The organism is Dehalobacter sp., from assembly GCF_030063005.1.
Taxonomy (GTDB): domain Bacteria; phylum Bacillota; class Desulfitobacteriia; order Desulfitobacteriales; family Syntrophobotulaceae; genus Dehalobacter; species Dehalobacter restrictus.
The window spans coordinates 1-16,989 of the sequence record NZ_JAPDHR010000013.1; the positions used below are offsets into that span (position 1 = coordinate 1).

Below are 16,989 nucleotides of genomic sequence, written 5' to 3' on the forward strand. Positions count from 1 at the left end.
GCGCGCATCTTGTTGATGTTAACCATACTAACTGAATTTCCAGTTTTCTATGGTCATTTAAATACCCCACGTTCCATTAGTTTTTTGGACTCGTGGGGTGGAACTAAATCAATTATACGAGGAGGAAGTAGATGTATACCGGAAATCAACTGCGCGAAATGTTTCTGAAATATTTTGAGGGAAAAGGACATGTTATTCAGCCCAGTGCCTCCCTGATCCCGAAAGATGATCCTACTTTGCTTTTAACGGTAGCCGGAATGGTTCCGTTTAAGCCATATTTTTTAAGGCAAGTGGAACCTCCGTTTTCGAGAGCGACCACCGCTCAGAAATGTGTCCGGACCCCCGACCTGGAGAGTGTCGGCAAAACGGCCAGACACCATACTTTTTTTGAGATGCTCGGTAATTTTTCTTTTGGTGACTATTTTAAAGAGGAAGTCATTCCATGGGCCTGGGAATATATTACCGGCATACTGCAAGTTCCCGTCGAAAAGCTCTGGGTAACCATCTATCCAGAGGACGAAGAGGCCAGAAATATCTGGTCAAAGGCAGGTGTAAGTCCGGAACGAATTGTCGCCGATCCCGAGAATTTCTGGGCTGCCGGACCGGTCGGACCTTGTGGGCCCTGTTCGGAAATCTACGTAGATCTTGGAGAAAGCCGGGGCTGCGGCAAAGATGATTGTGCAATCGGCTGTGACTGTGACCGTTTCCTGGAGGTCTGGAACCTGGTCTTTATGCAGTACATAAGAGATGAAGCAGGTACACTAACCCCTCTGCCGAAGCGAAACATTGATACCGGGATGGGGCTGGAAAGAATCGCATCGGTGATTCAGGGAGTTGAATCCAACTTCGATACGGATTTATTTATGCCACTCATCAATAAAACGGCAGAAATCGCCGGTTTGCAATATAAAGAGGATCCGAAGACGGATGTTGCGTTGAAGGTCGTTGCCGACCATGCCAGAGCAGTATCTTTTATGCTGGCGGACGGAATTAGGCCGAGCAGCGACGGACGCGGCTATGTTTTGCGGCGAATCTTACGCCGGAGCATTCGTTTTGCCCGGCTTTTAGGAATTGAAAAGCCGTTTTTGGAACAAATATTCCGTGTTATCCAGGAACATTATGCACACTGGTATACGGAGCTCAAGGAGAATGAAAATTTTATCCTCAATCATTTGCGGCTGGAAGAAAAGAATTTCCAGGCTACCCTCGAGCAGGGCATGCTGATCCTTCAGGATAAGGTGAAAGCGTTCAGAGAATCGGGTCAGAAGATACTCAGTGGGGAAGACGCTTTTCACCTGTATGAGACCTATGGTTTTCCGGTAGAATTGACGGAAGAAATGTTGCTGGAGGAGGGGATCTCCGTGGATATGGAGTCGTTCGACAAAGCATCGGAAGAACACCGTCTGCTGGCGAAAGAACGATCCCGTCAGATGAAGGCTGCCGGGGAAAACAGCCTGCTCACAGAAAAAGCGAAAAGACTGGGGCCGACCCGTTTTCTCGGTTATGAACAACTGGAAAGTGACAGCATCATTGAAGCGATGTTCAATGAAGAAGGGGAAGTGGATGGGGCCGGTGAAGGAGAGGAAGTCATTTGTCTTTTGGATCAGACACCTTTTTATGCTGAGAGCGGCGGCCAGATTTCAGACGAAGGAATCATCCGGACCGGCAAGGCGTATGCTGAAGTACTGGAATTGCGGAAACTTCCGAGCGGCGCGATCACGCACCGTCTGCTGATCAAGGACGGCGTGCTGAAAATAGGGGAAAAGGTCCACACCGTCGTCAATAAGGAAAAACGCAAGGCCATAGCCGGACATCATAGTTCAACGCATCTTCTGCAGACGGCGCTGCGTAAGATCTTGGGAGATCACGTCCAACAGGCAGGTTCTCTTGTTACGAGTGAACGCCTGCGGTTTGATTTTTCACATTTTTCACCGCTTACGGCTGAACAAATTACCGAAGTAGAAAACAACGTGAACAGGCAAATTATGGCGAGTCTTACGGTGCAAGCGGAAGAAATGAGCATGAACCAGGCCCGCGAAAAAGGCGCGATTGCGTTATTTGGCGAAAAATACGGAGAAATTGTGCGTTTGGTCGAAATGGGTGATTACAGCAGAGAACTCTGCGGCGGAACGCATGTCAAAAATACAGGGGAAATTGGCTTGTTTAAAATCATTTCCGAGGGCGGTATCGGCGCAGGCTTAAGAAGAATAGAGGCTGTGGCCGGTAAGGAATCTTTGGCATATTTAAGAGAAATGGAGAGCCAGTTCGACGAGATCAGTACGCTGCTGAAAGTTCAACCAAAGGAAAGCGTGAAAAAGGTTCACCTTCTGACTGCTCAGATCAGAGAACTTGAAAAAGAAGTTCAGCAGCTGAATGCCAAGCTGTCCAAATATGAAGCGGACAGCATCTTGAGCAAGGTTCAGGATATCCACGGCGTGAAAATACTCGCTTCCAGGGTTCAGGCTCCGGATATGGAGACACTCAGGCAAACAGCGGACATGCTCCGGGACAAGCTGAAAGAAGGCGTTATTGTCCTTGGCGCTGTTGCCGACGAAAAAGTAAATCTGGTGACTGTGGTTCATCCGTCGGGGTTAAATGGACTTCATGCTGGCAAGATTATTAAGGAAGTGGCTTCGATTACAGGCGGCGGAGGCGGGGGGCGTCCCGACATGGCCCAGGCCGGTGGCAAGGACTCTTCCAAGCTTGGCGAGGCGCTGGATAAAGTGCCTTCCATAATCAGTCATTTTTTGGGGCATAATAGTTAAGATTACCAAAAAAGTATTAAAAATATTTTTAACAGACTGACAGGTAATCTTTGGATCAATGCAGAATACTGTATAACAAACTGGTGAAGGAAAGGAGGTATAAACCTTGAGTAAGATGGAAGAAACCATGATGTTCAAATCCCATCCAGGTGACAATTCACCGCGGGAAATATTGCAACAGGTTTATGCTGCACTGCAGGAGAAAGGATATGATCCGATCAATCAATTGGTGGGTTATTTGATGTCCGGAGATCCTGTCTATATTACCAGTCATAATCAGGCTAGAACCAAAATCCGTAAGCTGGAACGTTATGAATTGCTGGAGGAACTGGTAAAATTTTATTTGCGCGATCTATAAAAAAGATTTTCTTGCTTTTTATTTTCACCTTTTTTCTTTAAGAATTTCTTTTGGCATCTGAATACCTTTATTTTTTGAATTTTTTTAATTAACACGAATGGTTCTTATTTTTGCGTTGCGTTTGATTAGCTGCCCTCACAGTACGTGGGGGTTTCGTTTTGGAGGACGGTCATTTGCTGAAGGTCAAATTAGGGTTAAAGGGTCCGACGGTGTCGGAGATATGTTTTGGCAGCCTCGCGATTTCTTCACTTCAGGGCAGAGTGAGCGAAGAGCAGGGAAGAGAGATCCTTCAATATGCGTTTTCAAGGGGGATAGACTGGGTCGATACGGCAGAACTCTATGAAAACTACAGTCAGTTAAAACCTGTTCTGGGCAGGAACCCCGAGATGAAAGTTGTATCCAAATCTTATGCGGTGACGCATCAGGAGCTGGATGCGAGTCTGGAGAAAGCCAGAAAGGAACTGGGCAGGGATTCTATTGATATCTTTCTACTTCATGAGCAGGAAAGCCATCTAACGCTCAAAGGACATGCTGAGGCCTGGGAAGGACTGCTTGAAGCAAAGGCCAGGGGTCAGGTCGGGGCGATCGGAATCTCGACCCACGCGGTTCAAGGGGTAAGAGCAGGGGCCCTTCAGCCGGGTCTTGACGTGATTCACCCACTCATTAATTACCAGGGACTCGGTATTATCAATGGAAGTCTTGGGGACATGCTGGAAGCTATTGCGTTTGCAGCTGAATTAGGTATCGGGATCTATGCGATGAAGGTTTTTGGCGGTGGGCACTTGGCGGCTGAACCGGAAAGGGCCGTGAATTTTATCCGGAGTATTCCAGGAATTCAGGCGATGGCTTTAGGCATGTCATCGATTCCGGAAGTAGACTATAATCTTGCACTACTGGATGGAGAGCCCATATCCAACGAATTGCGTAATTCGGTTCTACACCGGGAGAGAAAACTGTACATCGCCGACTGGTGCCAGGGCTGTGGAAAATGCGTCGGCGGCTGCCCGCAAAATGCGCTTTATCTTAACGATGGACAGGTTTGTCTGCAGCCGGAAAGATGTGTTCTGTGCGGATACTGCGGCAGATATTGCCCGCATTTCTGTTTGAAGATTATATGATACCTTTGTATTATTTCCCTTTTTTTGGGGACGGTCTGCATGCCACAATACCGCTTTCGGCCGTTGCGTCCTCCTTGACGCGTCGCTCCTTGCCATCCATGGCATCGCGACATTAGGCCATCCGTGGCCGTCAAAAGGCCGCGCTCCGCATCCATGCTCCGCTTGTCGCGGAACTGTGGCACGCAGACTGATCATATGAAATTGAGCCGGCCTGAGGGTCAGCATACTTGATGCCTTTCATGAAAAAAATTTAAATAATATTTTCCGTAAACCGGGATAATAATAGCGGAGGAAAATGTTAAGGTATATAATTAGGATAAGGGACGTACATCTGAAAATAACCGAATAGTGATACCAAAATATACAGACAGGGGGACGCTGTTATGAAAAAGAAAGTTCAGGAGTATTGCATTGAGTGCGGTGAGATTACTGAATTCCTGTATGATGGCGAAGAATGGTTGTGTAAGAATTGCGGAAGTCACAATTCGCAGGGTGTAATGAACGACTCTATTCCATTAAACAACGATGACGAGCAGGACCGGGCGTAGACCTTGCGTGGTCAGGCAGTTGCTGAGGTGCATGAATGAGGATAATGGGGCTGGATCTTGGTGAAAAGACGATTGGCGTCGCGATGAGCGATCCGCTGGGTATTACCGCCCAGGGAGTGGAAGTCATAAGAAGAACCAGAAAAGAGAAAGAGCGGGAAGAATTAGCCCGCCTGATTCGGGAATACGAAGTGGATGAAATTGTTCTGGGATATCCGAAGAATATGAATGGGACACTCGGTGAAAGGGCGAAGCTGACGGAGGTTTTTGCCGAAGAACTTCGTGAAGGCTATCTACTGCCGGTGAAGTTGTGGGATGAACGGCTGAGCACCATCGGAGCCCAAAGGGCCTTGCTGGAGGCAGATCTATCCAGAGCAAAGAGAAAAAAAGTCATTGATAAAATGGCGGCAGTATTCATTCTCCAGGGATATCTCAATAGCAAGTGAATGGAAATTGAGATACCATTTGACTTTCTTTTCCTGCCAAGGTAGAATTACAATATCTGATTTGAAGAGGTGATACATATGTCCGATGAAATTAATAAGCAAGATGATCTTGATGATGAAGAGGTTTTTGATGTCATTGTCTTAAATGATGACGAAGGAAATGAAAACGAATTCATGCATCTTGCCACCCTCGAAGTTGAAGGCAGTACGTATTTCGTGCTTCTTCCTGTTGAAGAAACAGAAGAAGACGAAGAGGAAGCCGAAGCCATTATTCTGAAGCTTGGCAAAGATGAAAACGGTGAAGACATGCTCATGGATATTGAAGACGATGAGGAATGGGAAAAAGTTGCCGATGCTTGGGAAGAAATGGAAGACGAGTTTGACGAAGAATAAGCAGAAAATTTGTTCTTAAAGTCATAAATAATTTTAGAAACTCACGCTGAAAAGCGTGAGTTTCTTATTGACGAAAAAAAAGGTATAATAGCACATAGCAGGTTTGTCAATTGATCATTATTTTAGTCATCTAAATTCTGGGATAAGGAAAGAGAGAGGTAAAGTGAGGAGAAAACGCCGAAAGGCTCCTGTAAGAAAAAAAATCTATAGGATTGGCATTGTTTTGGTTTTGCTGCTTGTGCTGTTGGCCAGTGGATCATGGTGGTCAGGGAATTTAAAGCCGGTCTCCGATTCTTCCGATAAAGTTGCCTTTGTTCTGGAGCCTGGCATGAATGCCTCTGAAGTTGCGGCCAAGCTTGAAACTGACCATTTAATTCGCCAGGCAAGTGTGTTCCGCCAGTTATGCCGGATTAACAAAGCTGATTCCAAGTTGGTTGCGGGATTATATTATCTTTCACCTTCCATGAGCGCCAAGGAGATCCTGGATACGCTGATGAAAGGACCGGAACCGGAAGTTGTCCGGATTACGATTCCGGAAGGATATACGGTTGCCCAGATTGTCGATAAGCTCGTCGAGAATAGCTTGGGAACGAAGAATGAGTTTTATGACGCTATGAAACGATTTGATCAGGATGATTACAATTTTTTGGCAGATATCCCTTCGGGTGAAAACCGGCTGGAAGGCTTTCTGTTTCCCGACACGTATTTCTTTGATAAAAAAGCTACGCCCTCAGAAAACATTGATCGATTTTTACAGCGTTTTAAACAGGAACTGACACCTGAAATCACGAAACGGCTGGCTGAACGGAATATGTCTGTTTCTGAGTGGCTCATCAAAGCTTCTCTCGTCGAGAAAGAAGCGAAGAAAGCTGAAGAAAGACCAATGATTGCAGGTGTTTTTGAAAACCGTCTGAAAATTGACATGCCGCTGGAATCCTGCGCAACGATTCAGTATATCTTGGGTGAAGTCAAACCGGTGCTGACCATTGCGGATACCCAGATCGATTCTCCGTATAATACGTACCGGAATACCGGGCTGCCTCCCGGACCGATTGCGAACCCCGGTCATGCTTCTTTACAGGCCGCCCTTTACCCGAAAGATACCGACTATTTCTTCTTTGTCGCCAAAAATGACGGATCACATGCTTTTGCTGTTACCTATGAGGAACATTTAAAAAATGTAAGCATCTATCAATAGAATATTTGATAAAACGTGATGATTAATTGTTTAAGTTTAAAATAATGCAGGGAGTAACTGATGAATAAACCGGAACTCCTGGCACCTGCCGGGGATTTTGAAAAGTTAAAATTTGCGTTTGCGTATGGTGCTGATGCGGTATATGCAGGGGGGGCTTCGTTTGGCTTGCGGGCTTATGCCGGGAACCTGAATGATAACGAACTTAAGTGGGGAGCCGAATATGCGCATAGGCTTGGCCGGAAGATCTATATTGCCGTTAACATTTTTGCGCATGAACAGGATTTTGCCGGACTTAAGGGTTATCTGACCAGATTAACGGAGCTTGAAATTGACGGGATTATCGTCTCTGATCCCGGAATACTGTCTCTGGCCCGGAAGGAAACACCAGATCTGCCCGTCCATTTGAGCACGCAGGCCAATTGTACGAATGCAGCTAGTGCCAACTTCTGGTTTTCCCAGGGCGTGCGCAGAGCCGTACTTGCAAGGGAACTTACACTGGAAGAACTAAAAACCCTCTGTCCCCAAGCCCAAGGCGAATTGGAAATCTTTGTCCATGGAGCCATGTGTATGTCGTACTCGGGACGCTGCCTTCTGAGCAATTACCTCACCGGTCGTGATGCCAACCATGGAGAATGTACCCATCCCTGCCGCTGGGGCTACGCGCTGGTCGAAGAGAAGAGACCCGGACAGTATTTTCCGTTGGAGGAAGATGTCAGGGGAAGCTATATATTTAACTCCCATGATCTTTGCCTTCTGCCCCATTTGCCTTTATTAAAAGATTTAAATCTGGCAAGCTATAAAATAGAAGGTAGAATGAAAAGCGCCTATTATGTAGCGAGTACGGTCAAAGTATATCGTGAAGCTTTGGACGTCCTGTGGGAACAAGGAGAAACAAAATTTAGAGAAAAAATTCCCTCCTGGCTTGCTGAAATGGACAAGGTGAGTCACCGTGACTATTCGACCGGATTCCTTTTTGGAAAACCGGGGGCTGAAGCGCATAACATTGAGACTTCCAATTATATCCGCGAATACAGTTTTGTTGGAAGAGTGCTGGAACAAGAGGAATGCGCGGCAATCGGGAAGGGAAGTGAATGCGGCTGTTGGATAGAGCAGCGTAATCATTTCCGGGAAGGTGACGAGCTTGAAGTGCTTGCCCCGGAAGGAGAACCGTGGACATTTAAAGTGAACGGTCTCTGGAATTTAGACGGGGAGAAGACCGATGTGGCGAGGCATCCGCAGCAAAAACTGAAGATTGCGGCTCCCGCGCCGTTGAAACCTTTCAGTATCCTGCGAAAAGTTGTGCCTGCCCGCTAATCCAAAAGAATTTGTGATGATAAGGATCATTGAGGGAGACCAACCTACATAATAACGAGGGATAAGACGCCGGATAAACACATAGGAGAAAGACCAAATGAAAAAAGACGAGAATATGGAAGACGAAAATCTTAAAGCGAAATCAATTGCTGAAGACTCCCATATCAGCTGGGAAGATTCTGATCTGCTGGTCAAAGCAAGGATTCTTCGCTCGGATATTCAGCTTTTGGCCAAATATGTCGAAGGACTTGGTCACCTGGGTGTGATCACAACGACCGATAAAGTCAACGGTGAAGTTATGATCCAAACGACTAGGCATTGCTGGCCGGAACTGGAAAAAGTACTCTCAACACTTCCTTTACAAATTGAGATTTTATCGCAATTGGGATTTGAGATTTCCTTGAACTCAAATTAGATATTCTATCAGAATCTTGTTGTTCTGAGAAAAATCCTATACTATTATAGTGTTATGGGCGATACGAGAAGAGTAGGAGAGACTTTCCGCATGAAAAAACACTGGCTGGCTGTCATCGGTGAAAATGAATTGTCAATAGCCACAATTGCTGTCGGAAAATCTAAAGAAATTGAGATATACATGCATGCATCATACAAGGAACCGGGCGGTAAAAATATTGGCTATACCGTGCCGGCCGGTTATGATGTTTCGGGTCTGAAGAACTGGCTTCAATACCAGCGGATACCGCTCAATAAACTTAAAATTGCCGTTTCGGGTCAAGGATTAATTACGACCATTATTACACTGCCGAATATGGCGGATCAGGAACTCGAAAAATTTATTGCCGGAGATATGGATGAATATCTTGAACGGTATACCGATCATTATATTGTGGACTATCGCATCCTGAAAAAATATCAGGAAAACGGGGTACCCATGTTAAAAGTCCTCCTGGCAGCTTTCCCGGCCGAAAAAATGAAGCAGGTTCAGTCGTTCTGCCGAGATCTTGGGATTGAACCCAAGACGGTGGATCTTACTGCGGATTGCCTGGCCAGAATTTATTCTTTTTTGGCAGAAAAAATGCCTGCTCATGCTCCCCAGGAAAATACGGAACAAGGACAAAACAGCAACGATTTCGCGATTGTCTCCTTAAATCCGGGGCTGATTGAGTTTGTACTGCTGGAAAATGGCAGCTTCTTTTTGTATACCGATTTAAAAGTTAATACGGACGAGAAAACCGTCCATGCAGAAGAAACTCTCAATGCGGATGAAAGAAATCAAAATGCGAGTAGAACAGGCAATACCGAAAAACATGCTTTTTCCGAAGACTTGCCCCAATCAACAGGCCAGGAACCTTCTGATCTGTTAGATGAATTAATTGGGCTGGAGACTAAAGACGACGAATACCCGCAGCTCGATTTTTATAAGGTTCAGAACCTGCGGAAGAATCAAGAAACATTATCTCTGGAGGAATTAGAAGCTGCGGAATTCTATTACTCCAAGCTGGAATCCGTCAAATCGGTCAAAGAAAAAGATGAGTTTGTCCTGGAAGATTTATTTGTACCTTACGAACTATTGGACGAGGAATTACCTATCTCTTCTACATATCAGGATTTAGAAAAAGAAATGGCGGTTAAAGCTGATAAAAAAGCTGACCTGAGTATGTACAGTTCGCCGAAAGAACTTTCCGATATTTCCGGTAAATTAGATTTAAGCCCGATCATATCCGCATTATCCAAGCTATTGAACTTCTATTCCGACCGTCATGCCGGAAATTCGGTAGGGACAATCTATCTGACCGGAGAGTACTGCCTCTGGCCAGGGCTGGAAGAATATTTTCGAAAAAGTTTACGGATCAACACCGAAACGGGCTTCCCGAATAACTGGGAGCCGCTGTTTAAGGCGGATGGGGATACAGGTTTAGCGGAAAACTGGCAGAAGTATGGCAGTCTGTACGGGCTCGCCTTACGTGAAGATATACACTAGCTGGAGGGGCAGATGAACGAAAGAACACAGTTTAACTTTGCGCTGCGCTGGGAAATTGAAGCCGGCAGCGGAAAACAGCCTGTTCGAAGAAAGCTTAGCGTCGTTGTTAGGATAATCGCTGCTTTTTTTGCTGTCATCATTCTAGCCTCCCCGTGGGTTTGGCAGCAAAAACTAGCCTTAGATTTAGAAAGGATTGAAGCCAGTATTCAGTCCTACAATGAAGTTGCTGCTGTCATGGCAGAAAACGACAGGCTCCGTTCCCTGATCACTGATCAGCGCAGCTTTCTGGAGCTTGGGACAAAGGGATCAATCAGCAATCCGGCAGTTGTAAGGAGTCAAATAGGCGGACTTCTGCCGGGAGACGCGCAGGTCACTTCTTTTCTGCTTCAGGCGGATAATATGGTCCAATTGCAGCTGATCCTGCCTGAATCGGTAAATATCCGCAGTTTAGAAAATATTTTTATTAATTCCGGTAGGTTTGAAAGTTTTGATATCCAAACGATTTCATTGAATGACAGGGGACAGACGTTAAATCTCGCTCTGAAACTGAAACCGTAGGAGAAATAGAAACGATGCGTATGAAGAAAAAAGGCATTTTAATAACAGGCCTGATCATTCTGCTCGGGATAGGTTATGTCTATCTGCTGGCCGGTCAGTTTGGGGTGCTGCAGAAGAATTCAGCTCAACGCTATGAACGCGAGGCTTATCTGGTGACGTTGCAGAACAATTACATCAATTTGTCCGGGCTGAAACAGGAACAGACGGATTTAACAGCTCAAGCTGCTGAACTGGATCTGACCGTTCCGAAAAACCTGATCAAACCGGATATGATGGTCTTTATTTTCAATCTGGCCAAAGACGGCGGGATCAATTCTCAGAATCTGACTTTTGAAGAGATGAAAGATGAAGGCAGTTATTCTTCTCTGGCTATGAATTTCTCCTGTACGGGGCCAACCGCCAAAATCTATGCTTTTGTGGAACGGCTTCGCAAGGTAAGTCAGTATAATCTGGCGCTGGACAGCATCCAGGTAAATGAAGGTGACGAAGATGCTGCTTCAGCCAAGATCAGGATCATTGCTTATGGTTATAAGGAATAAACAACTAAGGTGATTTTAAACAAAAATGCATCCATTTTGGGGTATTGTTTTACTTGCTCAAGATGGTGTAGCCTTGCACAGATACTGCGCTCACACGTTCTCGCTGCTACAAACATAACCCCTTGCTAATATGCCAAAACCTCTGGGCTTTCTGCAAGTGAACCGTTGGCATATTTAAAAGCTGCTGGTTTATGTTTGCTAAACGCAGCTGGCACTTGCGTTCACTTCGTATCTGTGCAAGGCTGCACTGCCCAAGGGAAAAGAAAAACTGCAAATGTAACACTTTATGGCTGAGTTTTGTACAGCCATTTTTGTTTGACCAAAAAATTTCCAGCTCAGGATAAGCAGTATTCTTCTGCTTTACGCATAGTTATTAAAAGAGCATGCGTAAGGAGTTGAAGGGTTAATGATTGCTGAAGCTTTTCTTGTCGGGCTTGCCTTATCGGTGATAAAGGGCGTTACCCTGCTGGTATCATATATTAATAATAATGCGTTCCCCCAACCGTTAGGAGAAAGGGAGGAAGCCGAATATCTGAGTATCCTGGCGGACTACAAAAATGCCAGAAATTTTTCCAATGAACTTGTCGCGGAAAACGCGCGAAATAAACTGATTGAGCATAATCTGAGGCTGGTCGCGCATCTTGTAAAAAAATATGACGGAACCGGAGCGGACAGTGACGATCTAATTTCGATTGGGACCATCGGCTTAATCAAGGGCATCAATACGTTCAACACAGAAAAGGGAACCAGACTCGCCACCTATGCGGCACGCTGCATCGAAAATGAGATTCTGATGTATTTGCGCTCCCTGAAAAAATCTCGCGGGGAAGTGTCCATTTATGACCCGATTGGTACGGATAAAGAAGGAAACGCGATTAATCTGATTGATGTCCTGGGTACAGATCCGGATGCAATTTCGGATCAGGTGGAAAGTCAATTTGAACAAAGAGTGGTCCTGGAAAAACTCAAATATTTGACAGGAAGGGAACAAACGGTGATAAAACTTCGCTTCGGCCTGATGAACACGCCCAAAAAGACTCAGAGAGAGATAGCCAAACTGCTGGGAATCTCCAGGTCCTACGTCTCACGGATAGAGAAAAAAGCGGTGCAGAAACTGATGGAGGAAATGAAGGATCACCGGGAGAGATAACAACCTATCAGGTACAACTTGCCTTAAACTTGCCAGAAACAGGTTGCTCTTGGATATTGAGCTGATATATAATTATTTGGTAATATTAAATGGAAAGCAGAGGAACCGGTATGCGCGGAATCTTACGACCGGATTTTCAATATGAGATGCTGCAGGATATCCAGGCAGAGGATCTGCAGGCAAATGGCATCAAAGGTTTGATCCTGGATCTGGACAACACCATAACACCTTGGAATGACAGAACCTTAACCGAAGACGTGATTGCGTGGTTTAAAAAAATGAATGACGCAGGAATTAAAGCCTGCATCGTTTCCAATAACAGAGGACCCGAAAGGGTTTCTGCGGTTGCTGATATGCTGGAAATACTTTATGTTTACAGGGCCAAGAAACCGCAGAAAAAAGCTTTCCTGAGAGGAATTCGGGTCCTGGATATTCCGGAGTCCGAGGTCGCAGTGATTGGGGACCAGCTGTTTACAGATGTTTTTGGCGGCAACAAGCTCGGGCTTAAGACCATATTAGTTTCACCGATCGCTCAAAGAGAATTTCATGGTACGAAAGTCCTGCGTTTTCTGGAACGGTTGGCAGGCAGAAAAGCCAAGTATACCCGCCGTTAAAAACGCCGTTAAAATCTTAAGAATACGTAAGACTTCGTTCTTTGTTTGTCCATTTTCAGATGTCTATGAAGGGGACTGAGAGACGCATGAAGTATGCAATCATCGGTTATCCTGTGGAACATTCCCTGTCTCCGAAAATGCACGAGGCAGGATTTAAGGCTGCCGGTTTGCCTGCAACCTACGACAGGATAACAGTTCAGCCGACTCAACTGGCTGAAAGTATCGGATATCTCAAAAATAACGGCTATGACGGCTGGAACGTCACGTATCCGCTGAAGGAAAAAATCATTCCTTATATGGATGTCCTGACTTCTGAAGCGCAGCGTATTGGCGCAGTCAACACAGTGAAAGTCCAAAACGGAAGATTGGTTGGGCATAACACGGACGGGGGCGGCTTCATTCAGGCTTTGCTGAGTAAGGGTTTCGTTTTTGAGGGCAAAGAAGTTGTCATATTAGGGGCCGGAGGGGCTGCCAAAGCCATTGCGGCAGCCCTGGCATCCTTACAGGTAAAGATGCTTATTCTGAACAGAAGTGAGGAAAAAGCTGTGATTCTCGCCCGAAAAGTCAACATGCTCGGCGGAAATGCGGCCTCGGGTATTTTGGCTCCCGGGCGCTGGCTGGGAGTTGTGGATTTGCTGATTCAAACAACCTCGATTGGCATGAAAGGCGAAGTGTATACGATCGATCTTCAAGGCCTTAATCCTTCGGCTTGGGCCGTTGATCTGATTTACTATCCAGCCGTTACAGATTTCATGGCACAGACCGGTGCCTGCGGCTGCCGGTCCATGAATGGTCTGGATATGCTGCTGTTTCAGGGGATCCTTGCCTGGGAGTTCTGGCTGGAGCAGAAGGCTCCGCTGGACATTATGCGCAAAGCTTTACAGGAGAAACTGGGAGATAACAGGGGAGCGGAATGATAGCGAAGAAAAGGAACGGGTACTCATTGATTGAGATCCTGCTTGTGCTTGCACTATTATCAAGTGCAGCCTTTACTTTCCTTGTGCACATTCCGCAGCAAATGGAGGAACGGAGACTGGAACTCTCAGCGGCAGTTCTGCTTCAGGACTTACGGGAAGTTCAGCAGACAGCATTGGCTGAGAATGTTTGGTATAAAATCAAATTTTCTGTTTATACCGGTGAATATAAGATCTTCAGGCAGGGAGAATTTATCCGCAAAGTCAGCCTGCAGAATGGGGTGCACTTTGCCAATAGTCCTTCTGATCTTACTTTTCGCCCGACAGGGACGCCTGACACCGGTCTGACGGTCATGCTGGCGTCAGGGGATTTAGAAAGAAATGTGATTGTTGCGCCTGTGATGGGCAGGATCAGGATGGAATAGAGAGGTGAAATTTCGTGTCCGATAGCCTGAATTCGATACCCCAAAATATTGTACTTATCGGCTTTATGGCTGCTGGAAAAAGCAGTGTCGGCAAGCTTCTGGCCAGGGAACTCCGCTGGGGATTTATGGATACGGACAGTGAGATCGAAAGAATGACAGGGTTGAAAATCCCGGAAATTTTTCAAAAATACGGTGAAGCAAGGTTCCGGTCGGAAGAAAATCTGCTGGTACATAAGATTTCCGGATTTACCGATACAGTTATTGCCACTGGCGGAGGAACGGTTTTAGATCCGGAAAACTGGAATATTCTCCACGGACTTGGGAAGTTGGTTTACCTATATGTTCCATTGGAGATTGCTTTACAGAGAGCAAAAGAACATCACGATCGGCCGCTTCTTTCCAGCAGCGAGCCGGAACAAATAGAAAAGCTCTGGAGAGACCGGGAAGTGATTTACAGAAAGGCGCCTATAACGGTTGACACATCGGATAAAGATGTTCAAACCGTTGCGGCGGAGATCCTCGAATTGCTGAAAGGAGAACACATTACAGCATGATACAGAGAATAGATGTCAGTGGAGGACACGGTTACCCACTGTTACTGGGAGCCACTTTGGACGAGCTTGGCGGTCATTTGAAAACAGCATACGGCACGAGCGGGCATTATCTTCTCATCACGAATGATGTTGTGGCCGGATACTATGCAGATAAACTTTTGGACGGAATGAAGGACTTAAAGACCGATTTGATTACCGTTCCTGACGGTGAACAGGAGAAATCACTGGACAGGATCAGTAAATTGACGGAACAGGCGCTGCAATTCAAAGCGGACAGGGACACTGTGGTGCTGGCCCTCGGCGGAGGGGTGATCGGGGATTTGTCTGGATTTTTTGCAAGTATTTTTATGCGTGGAATGCGTTACATCCATATTCCGACCACCTTGCTGTCCCAGATTGATTCGAGTATTGGCGGCAAGGTGGCGGTGAACCATCCTTCCGGTAAAAACCTCCTGGGGTCTTTTTATGCCCCCCAGGCCGTCTGGACGGATTTTGACACCTTGCAGACACTTCCGTGGAAAGAGATGCGGAACGGGCTTGCCGAAACCATTAAACACGCGCTTGTCGCTGATCCGGATTTGTTTGAATTCATCGAAGAACATGCTGAAGCCATCAAAGGATTGGACTACAAGATCATCAAGGAAATGTCCCTGCGGTCTCTGGCTGTCAAAGTTAAGATTGTCACTGAGGATGAGAAAGAAAAGGGAAACAGGATGCTTCTGAACCTCGGACACAGTTTCGGGCATGCTCTGGAGACAGAGGAAGCCTATCAGGGTGTTATGCACGGCGAAGGGGTCAGTATCGGGATTGCCGCCGCAGCCAATCTGTCCAGAGAAAGAGGTTTGGTTAACGACAAACAGCTTGACAGAATCCTGAATCTCTTAATGAAAATGGATCTGCCCACTACGGCCAAAGCGCATGACCGGGCAGTACTTCTTGGACACATGTCTGCAGATAAGAAGAATAAAGCCGGCAATAAGGTGCTAATTCTGCCGGTCGGCATTGGGAGATCGGTCATCGCTGCAGACTGTAACGATGAAGAAATCCTCAGGGCCTGGGAAAAAGTCATCATTTAGGTCAAATAAGTACTAGTAATATAAATTGCAGAACAAAAAAATGTAAGTTGAGATTTACAGCAGTACCTTTTTGTTGTTCCCCCAAAATACCAATCTTAAAGGAAATAGAATATTTGTGTAGAAAATATGTAATTAATTTACATATTTTTTCGTTTTATCAGAGACAAGAAAGGAATCGTTATGCCAAAAGCTTGCAAGAACGGTTTTACTTTATGGGAAGTATTATTGGTCATCGCTTTGTTGGGTATCCTGGCCTCTATGATTCTGCCATGTTACAGCGGCAGTATCAACAGTACAGAATCGGAAGTGCACAAAGTCAATATTCTCAAAATAGAAAGTGCTGCAAGACTATACCGTCTTGACGTGGGCAGCTATCCGGAAAGTCTGAATGATCTGATTACCTGCCCTTCTGCTGATCTAAACTGGCAAGGACCGTATCTTGAGGAAATACCGGCATGCCCGTTTGATCCAAGCAAACATTATACGCTTGATGATGGAAAAGCAGTGGTTCGTTAAGCTAAGGATACTAATCCAAGCAAAGCTTGTTTTTTTAATTTTTATAGGATTTACGAATTAATCTACTTAGGGGGGAGGCGCAGGAATGAACGATAAGAAAAAAGGTTTTGTTTTGCTTGACGTTTTAACGGGACTCTTTATTTTTAGTTTGGGATTTGCAGTCATGCTGGCATTGATCAATACGGCTTACATCAAGAATAGCCATACGGATAATATCCTGCAGGCAGTCAATCTTGCCAGCTCGACAGTAGATGAAATTACGGTGGTCCTGCTCGATGATCCTTCTGCCGTTAATCGTTATTTGAACGGAACTGAGCGCGATGAATCCGGCCGGTTTTCCAGAACTGTTTGTTGTGAATGGGACTCTCAAAATCTGCTGAAAATTTCTGTAAAAATCATCTGGACAGAGTTGAAAGATCAAAAAGAGTACAACCTGACCTATCTGCATTATATTGCAGAATAATAATTAATTTGGGAAAATAAGTAAATTATTTTATAAAACAGGCAGGAAGTTTAAGAAATATGTAGAAATATAGTAATTAAGTTAAATAATGGAAATAAGTA

General features: G+C 45.6%; 20 protein-coding genes. All 20 read left to right on the forward strand.

Annotation, left to right across the window (positions count from 1 at the left end; translation table 11 throughout):
* Window positions 1-131: 131 nt before the first annotated feature.
* The 20 genes from alaS (at window position 132) to OKX56_RS03565 (ending at window position 16,888) form a co-directional block, all read left to right on the forward strand.
* Window positions 132-2,765 carry an alanine--tRNA ligase gene (gene alaS, locus OKX56_RS03470; RefSeq protein WP_015042473.1) on the forward strand — a complete coding sequence of 878 codons (2,634 nt, stop codon included), beginning with the start codon at window positions 132-134 and terminating at the stop codon, window positions 2,763-2,765.
* A 115-nt stretch (window positions 2,766-2,880) separates the two neighbouring features.
* Window positions 2,881-3,123 (forward strand): IreB family regulatory phosphoprotein, encoded by a 243-nt coding sequence (locus OKX56_RS03475; RefSeq protein ID WP_020491685.1) that lies wholly within the window; start codon window positions 2,881-2,883, stop codon window positions 3,121-3,123.
* Window positions 3,124-3,281: 158 nt separating this feature from the next.
* On the forward strand, window positions 3,282-4,241 hold the full coding sequence (locus OKX56_RS03480) for an aldo/keto reductase (RefSeq protein WP_015042476.1): 960 nt from the start codon (window positions 3,282-3,284) through the stop codon (window positions 4,239-4,241).
* Window positions 4,242-4,624: 383 nt separating this feature from the next.
* Entirely contained in the window at window positions 4,625-4,789 is a 165-nt protein-coding gene (locus tag OKX56_RS03485) for a hypothetical protein (protein WP_015042477.1), read from the forward strand.
* Window positions 4,790-4,824: 35 nt separating this feature from the next.
* Window positions 4,825-5,232, forward strand: a complete 408-nt coding sequence (gene ruvX / locus OKX56_RS03490; RefSeq protein WP_034378937.1) for a Holliday junction resolvase RuvX — start codon at window positions 4,825-4,827, stop codon at window positions 5,230-5,232.
* 78 nt (window positions 5,233-5,310) lie between these two features.
* A complete protein-coding gene (locus tag OKX56_RS03495) occupies window positions 5,311-5,625 on the forward strand; it encodes a DUF1292 domain-containing protein (protein ID WP_015042479.1) in 315 nt (104 codons plus the stop codon).
* Between the two features lie 163 nt (window positions 5,626-5,788).
* Window positions 5,789-6,823, forward strand: coding sequence for an endolytic transglycosylase MltG (mltG, locus tag OKX56_RS03500; RefSeq protein ID WP_015042480.1), 1,035 nt, complete (start codon window positions 5,789-5,791; stop codon window positions 6,821-6,823).
* A gap of 60 nt (window positions 6,824-6,883) precedes the next feature.
* Window positions 6,884-8,137, forward strand: coding sequence for a peptidase U32 family protein (locus OKX56_RS03505; RefSeq protein WP_015042481.1), 1,254 nt, complete (start codon window positions 6,884-6,886; stop codon window positions 8,135-8,137).
* Window positions 8,138-8,234: 97 nt separating this feature from the next.
* Window positions 8,235-8,552: a DUF4911 domain-containing protein gene (locus OKX56_RS03510; protein WP_015042482.1), complete on the forward strand. Its 318-nt coding sequence runs from the start codon at window positions 8,235-8,237 to the stop codon at window positions 8,550-8,552.
* Between the two features lie 90 nt (window positions 8,553-8,642).
* On the forward strand, window positions 8,643-10,079 hold the full coding sequence (pilM, locus tag OKX56_RS03515; RefSeq protein ID WP_015042483.1) for a pilus assembly protein PilM: 1,437 nt from the start codon (window positions 8,643-8,645) through the stop codon (window positions 10,077-10,079).
* Between the two features lie 12 nt (window positions 10,080-10,091).
* Window positions 10,092-10,637: a hypothetical protein gene (locus OKX56_RS03520; RefSeq protein WP_015042484.1), complete on the forward strand. Its 546-nt coding sequence runs from the start codon at window positions 10,092-10,094 to the stop codon at window positions 10,635-10,637.
* Between the two features lie 14 nt (window positions 10,638-10,651).
* Window positions 10,652-11,176 carry a type 4a pilus biogenesis protein PilO gene (locus OKX56_RS03525; RefSeq protein ID WP_015042485.1) on the forward strand — a complete coding sequence of 175 codons (525 nt, stop codon included), beginning with the start codon at window positions 10,652-10,654 and terminating at the stop codon, window positions 11,174-11,176.
* A gap of 406 nt (window positions 11,177-11,582) precedes the next feature.
* The gene (gene sigK / locus OKX56_RS03530) at window positions 11,583-12,326 is read left to right on the forward strand and encodes an RNA polymerase sporulation sigma factor SigK (protein ID WP_015042486.1); all 744 of its coding nucleotides are present in this window, start codon (window positions 11,583-11,585) and stop codon (window positions 12,324-12,326) included.
* A 110-nt stretch (window positions 12,327-12,436) separates the two neighbouring features.
* Window positions 12,437-12,940, forward strand: coding sequence for a YqeG family HAD IIIA-type phosphatase (locus tag OKX56_RS03535; protein WP_034378942.1), 504 nt, complete (start codon window positions 12,437-12,439; stop codon window positions 12,938-12,940).
* Between the two features lie 86 nt (window positions 12,941-13,026).
* Window positions 13,027-13,857, forward strand: a complete 831-nt coding sequence (aroE, locus tag OKX56_RS03540; RefSeq protein WP_287895679.1) for a shikimate dehydrogenase — start codon at window positions 13,027-13,029, stop codon at window positions 13,855-13,857.
* A complete protein-coding gene (locus tag OKX56_RS03545; protein ID WP_034378940.1) occupies window positions 13,854-14,279 on the forward strand; it encodes a prepilin-type N-terminal cleavage/methylation domain-containing protein in 426 nt (141 codons plus the stop codon). Before aroE ends, OKX56_RS03545 begins: the two co-directional genes overlap by 4 nt.
* 14 nt (window positions 14,280-14,293) lie before the next feature.
* The gene (locus OKX56_RS03550) at window positions 14,294-14,833 is read left to right on the forward strand and encodes a shikimate kinase (RefSeq protein ID WP_015042490.1); all 540 of its coding nucleotides are present in this window, start codon (window positions 14,294-14,296) and stop codon (window positions 14,831-14,833) included.
* Window positions 14,830-15,909, forward strand: a complete 1,080-nt coding sequence (gene aroB, locus OKX56_RS03555; RefSeq protein WP_015042491.1) for a 3-dehydroquinate synthase — start codon at window positions 14,830-14,832, stop codon at window positions 15,907-15,909. Before OKX56_RS03550 ends, aroB begins: the two co-directional genes overlap by 4 nt.
* 180 nt (window positions 15,910-16,089) lie before the next feature.
* Window positions 16,090-16,425, forward strand: coding sequence for a type II secretion system protein GspG (locus tag OKX56_RS03560; protein ID WP_019225805.1), 336 nt, complete (start codon window positions 16,090-16,092; stop codon window positions 16,423-16,425).
* An 85-nt stretch (window positions 16,426-16,510) separates the two neighbouring features.
* A complete protein-coding gene (locus OKX56_RS03565; protein WP_019225806.1) occupies window positions 16,511-16,888 on the forward strand; it encodes a type IV pilus modification PilV family protein in 378 nt (125 codons plus the stop codon).
* The last annotated feature ends 101 nt before the right edge of the window (window positions 16,889-16,989 follow it).

What these genes read in the sequence shown, in the direction of transcription:
- OKX56_RS03475 (WP_020491685.1), top strand. Translation starts at nt 2,881, where the DNA reads ATGGAAGAAACCATGATGTTCAAATCCCATCCAGGTGACAATTCACCG.
- OKX56_RS03565 (WP_019225806.1), top strand. Translation starts at nt 16,511, where the DNA reads ATGAACGATAAGAAAAAAGGTTTTGTTTTGCTTGACGTTTTAACGGGA.
- OKX56_RS03495 (WP_015042479.1), top strand. Translation starts at nt 5,311, where the DNA reads ATGTCCGATGAAATTAATAAGCAAGATGATCTTGATGATGAAGAGGTT.
- alaS (WP_015042473.1), top strand. Translation starts at nt 132, where the DNA reads ATGTATACCGGAAATCAACTGCGCGAAATGTTTCTGAAATATTTTGAG.
- aroE (WP_287895679.1), top strand. Translation starts at nt 13,027, where the DNA reads ATGAAGTATGCAATCATCGGTTATCCTGTGGAACATTCCCTGTCTCCG.
- pilM (WP_015042483.1), top strand. Translation starts at nt 8,643, where the DNA reads ATGAAAAAACACTGGCTGGCTGTCATCGGTGAAAATGAATTGTCAATA.
- OKX56_RS03535 (WP_034378942.1), top strand. Translation starts at nt 12,437, where the DNA reads ATGCGCGGAATCTTACGACCGGATTTTCAATATGAGATGCTGCAGGAT.
- ruvX (WP_034378937.1), top strand. Translation starts at nt 4,825, where the DNA reads ATGAGGATAATGGGGCTGGATCTTGGTGAAAAGACGATTGGCGTCGCG.
- sigK (WP_015042486.1), top strand. Translation starts at nt 11,583, where the DNA reads ATGATTGCTGAAGCTTTTCTTGTCGGGCTTGCCTTATCGGTGATAAAG.
- OKX56_RS03525 (WP_015042485.1), top strand. Translation starts at nt 10,652, where the DNA reads ATGCGTATGAAGAAAAAAGGCATTTTAATAACAGGCCTGATCATTCTG.
- OKX56_RS03560 (WP_019225805.1), top strand. Translation starts at nt 16,090, where the DNA reads ATGCCAAAAGCTTGCAAGAACGGTTTTACTTTATGGGAAGTATTATTG.
- OKX56_RS03510 (WP_015042482.1), top strand. Translation starts at nt 8,235, where the DNA reads ATGAAAAAAGACGAGAATATGGAAGACGAAAATCTTAAAGCGAAATCA.
- OKX56_RS03545 (WP_034378940.1), top strand. Translation starts at nt 13,854, where the DNA reads ATGATAGCGAAGAAAAGGAACGGGTACTCATTGATTGAGATCCTGCTT.
- OKX56_RS03505 (WP_015042481.1), top strand. Translation starts at nt 6,884, where the DNA reads ATGAATAAACCGGAACTCCTGGCACCTGCCGGGGATTTTGAAAAGTTA.
- aroB (WP_015042491.1), top strand. Translation starts at nt 14,830, where the DNA reads ATGATACAGAGAATAGATGTCAGTGGAGGACACGGTTACCCACTGTTA.
- OKX56_RS03485 (WP_015042477.1), top strand. Translation starts at nt 4,625, where the DNA reads ATGAAAAAGAAAGTTCAGGAGTATTGCATTGAGTGCGGTGAGATTACT.
- OKX56_RS03520 (WP_015042484.1), top strand. Translation starts at nt 10,092, where the DNA reads ATGAACGAAAGAACACAGTTTAACTTTGCGCTGCGCTGGGAAATTGAA.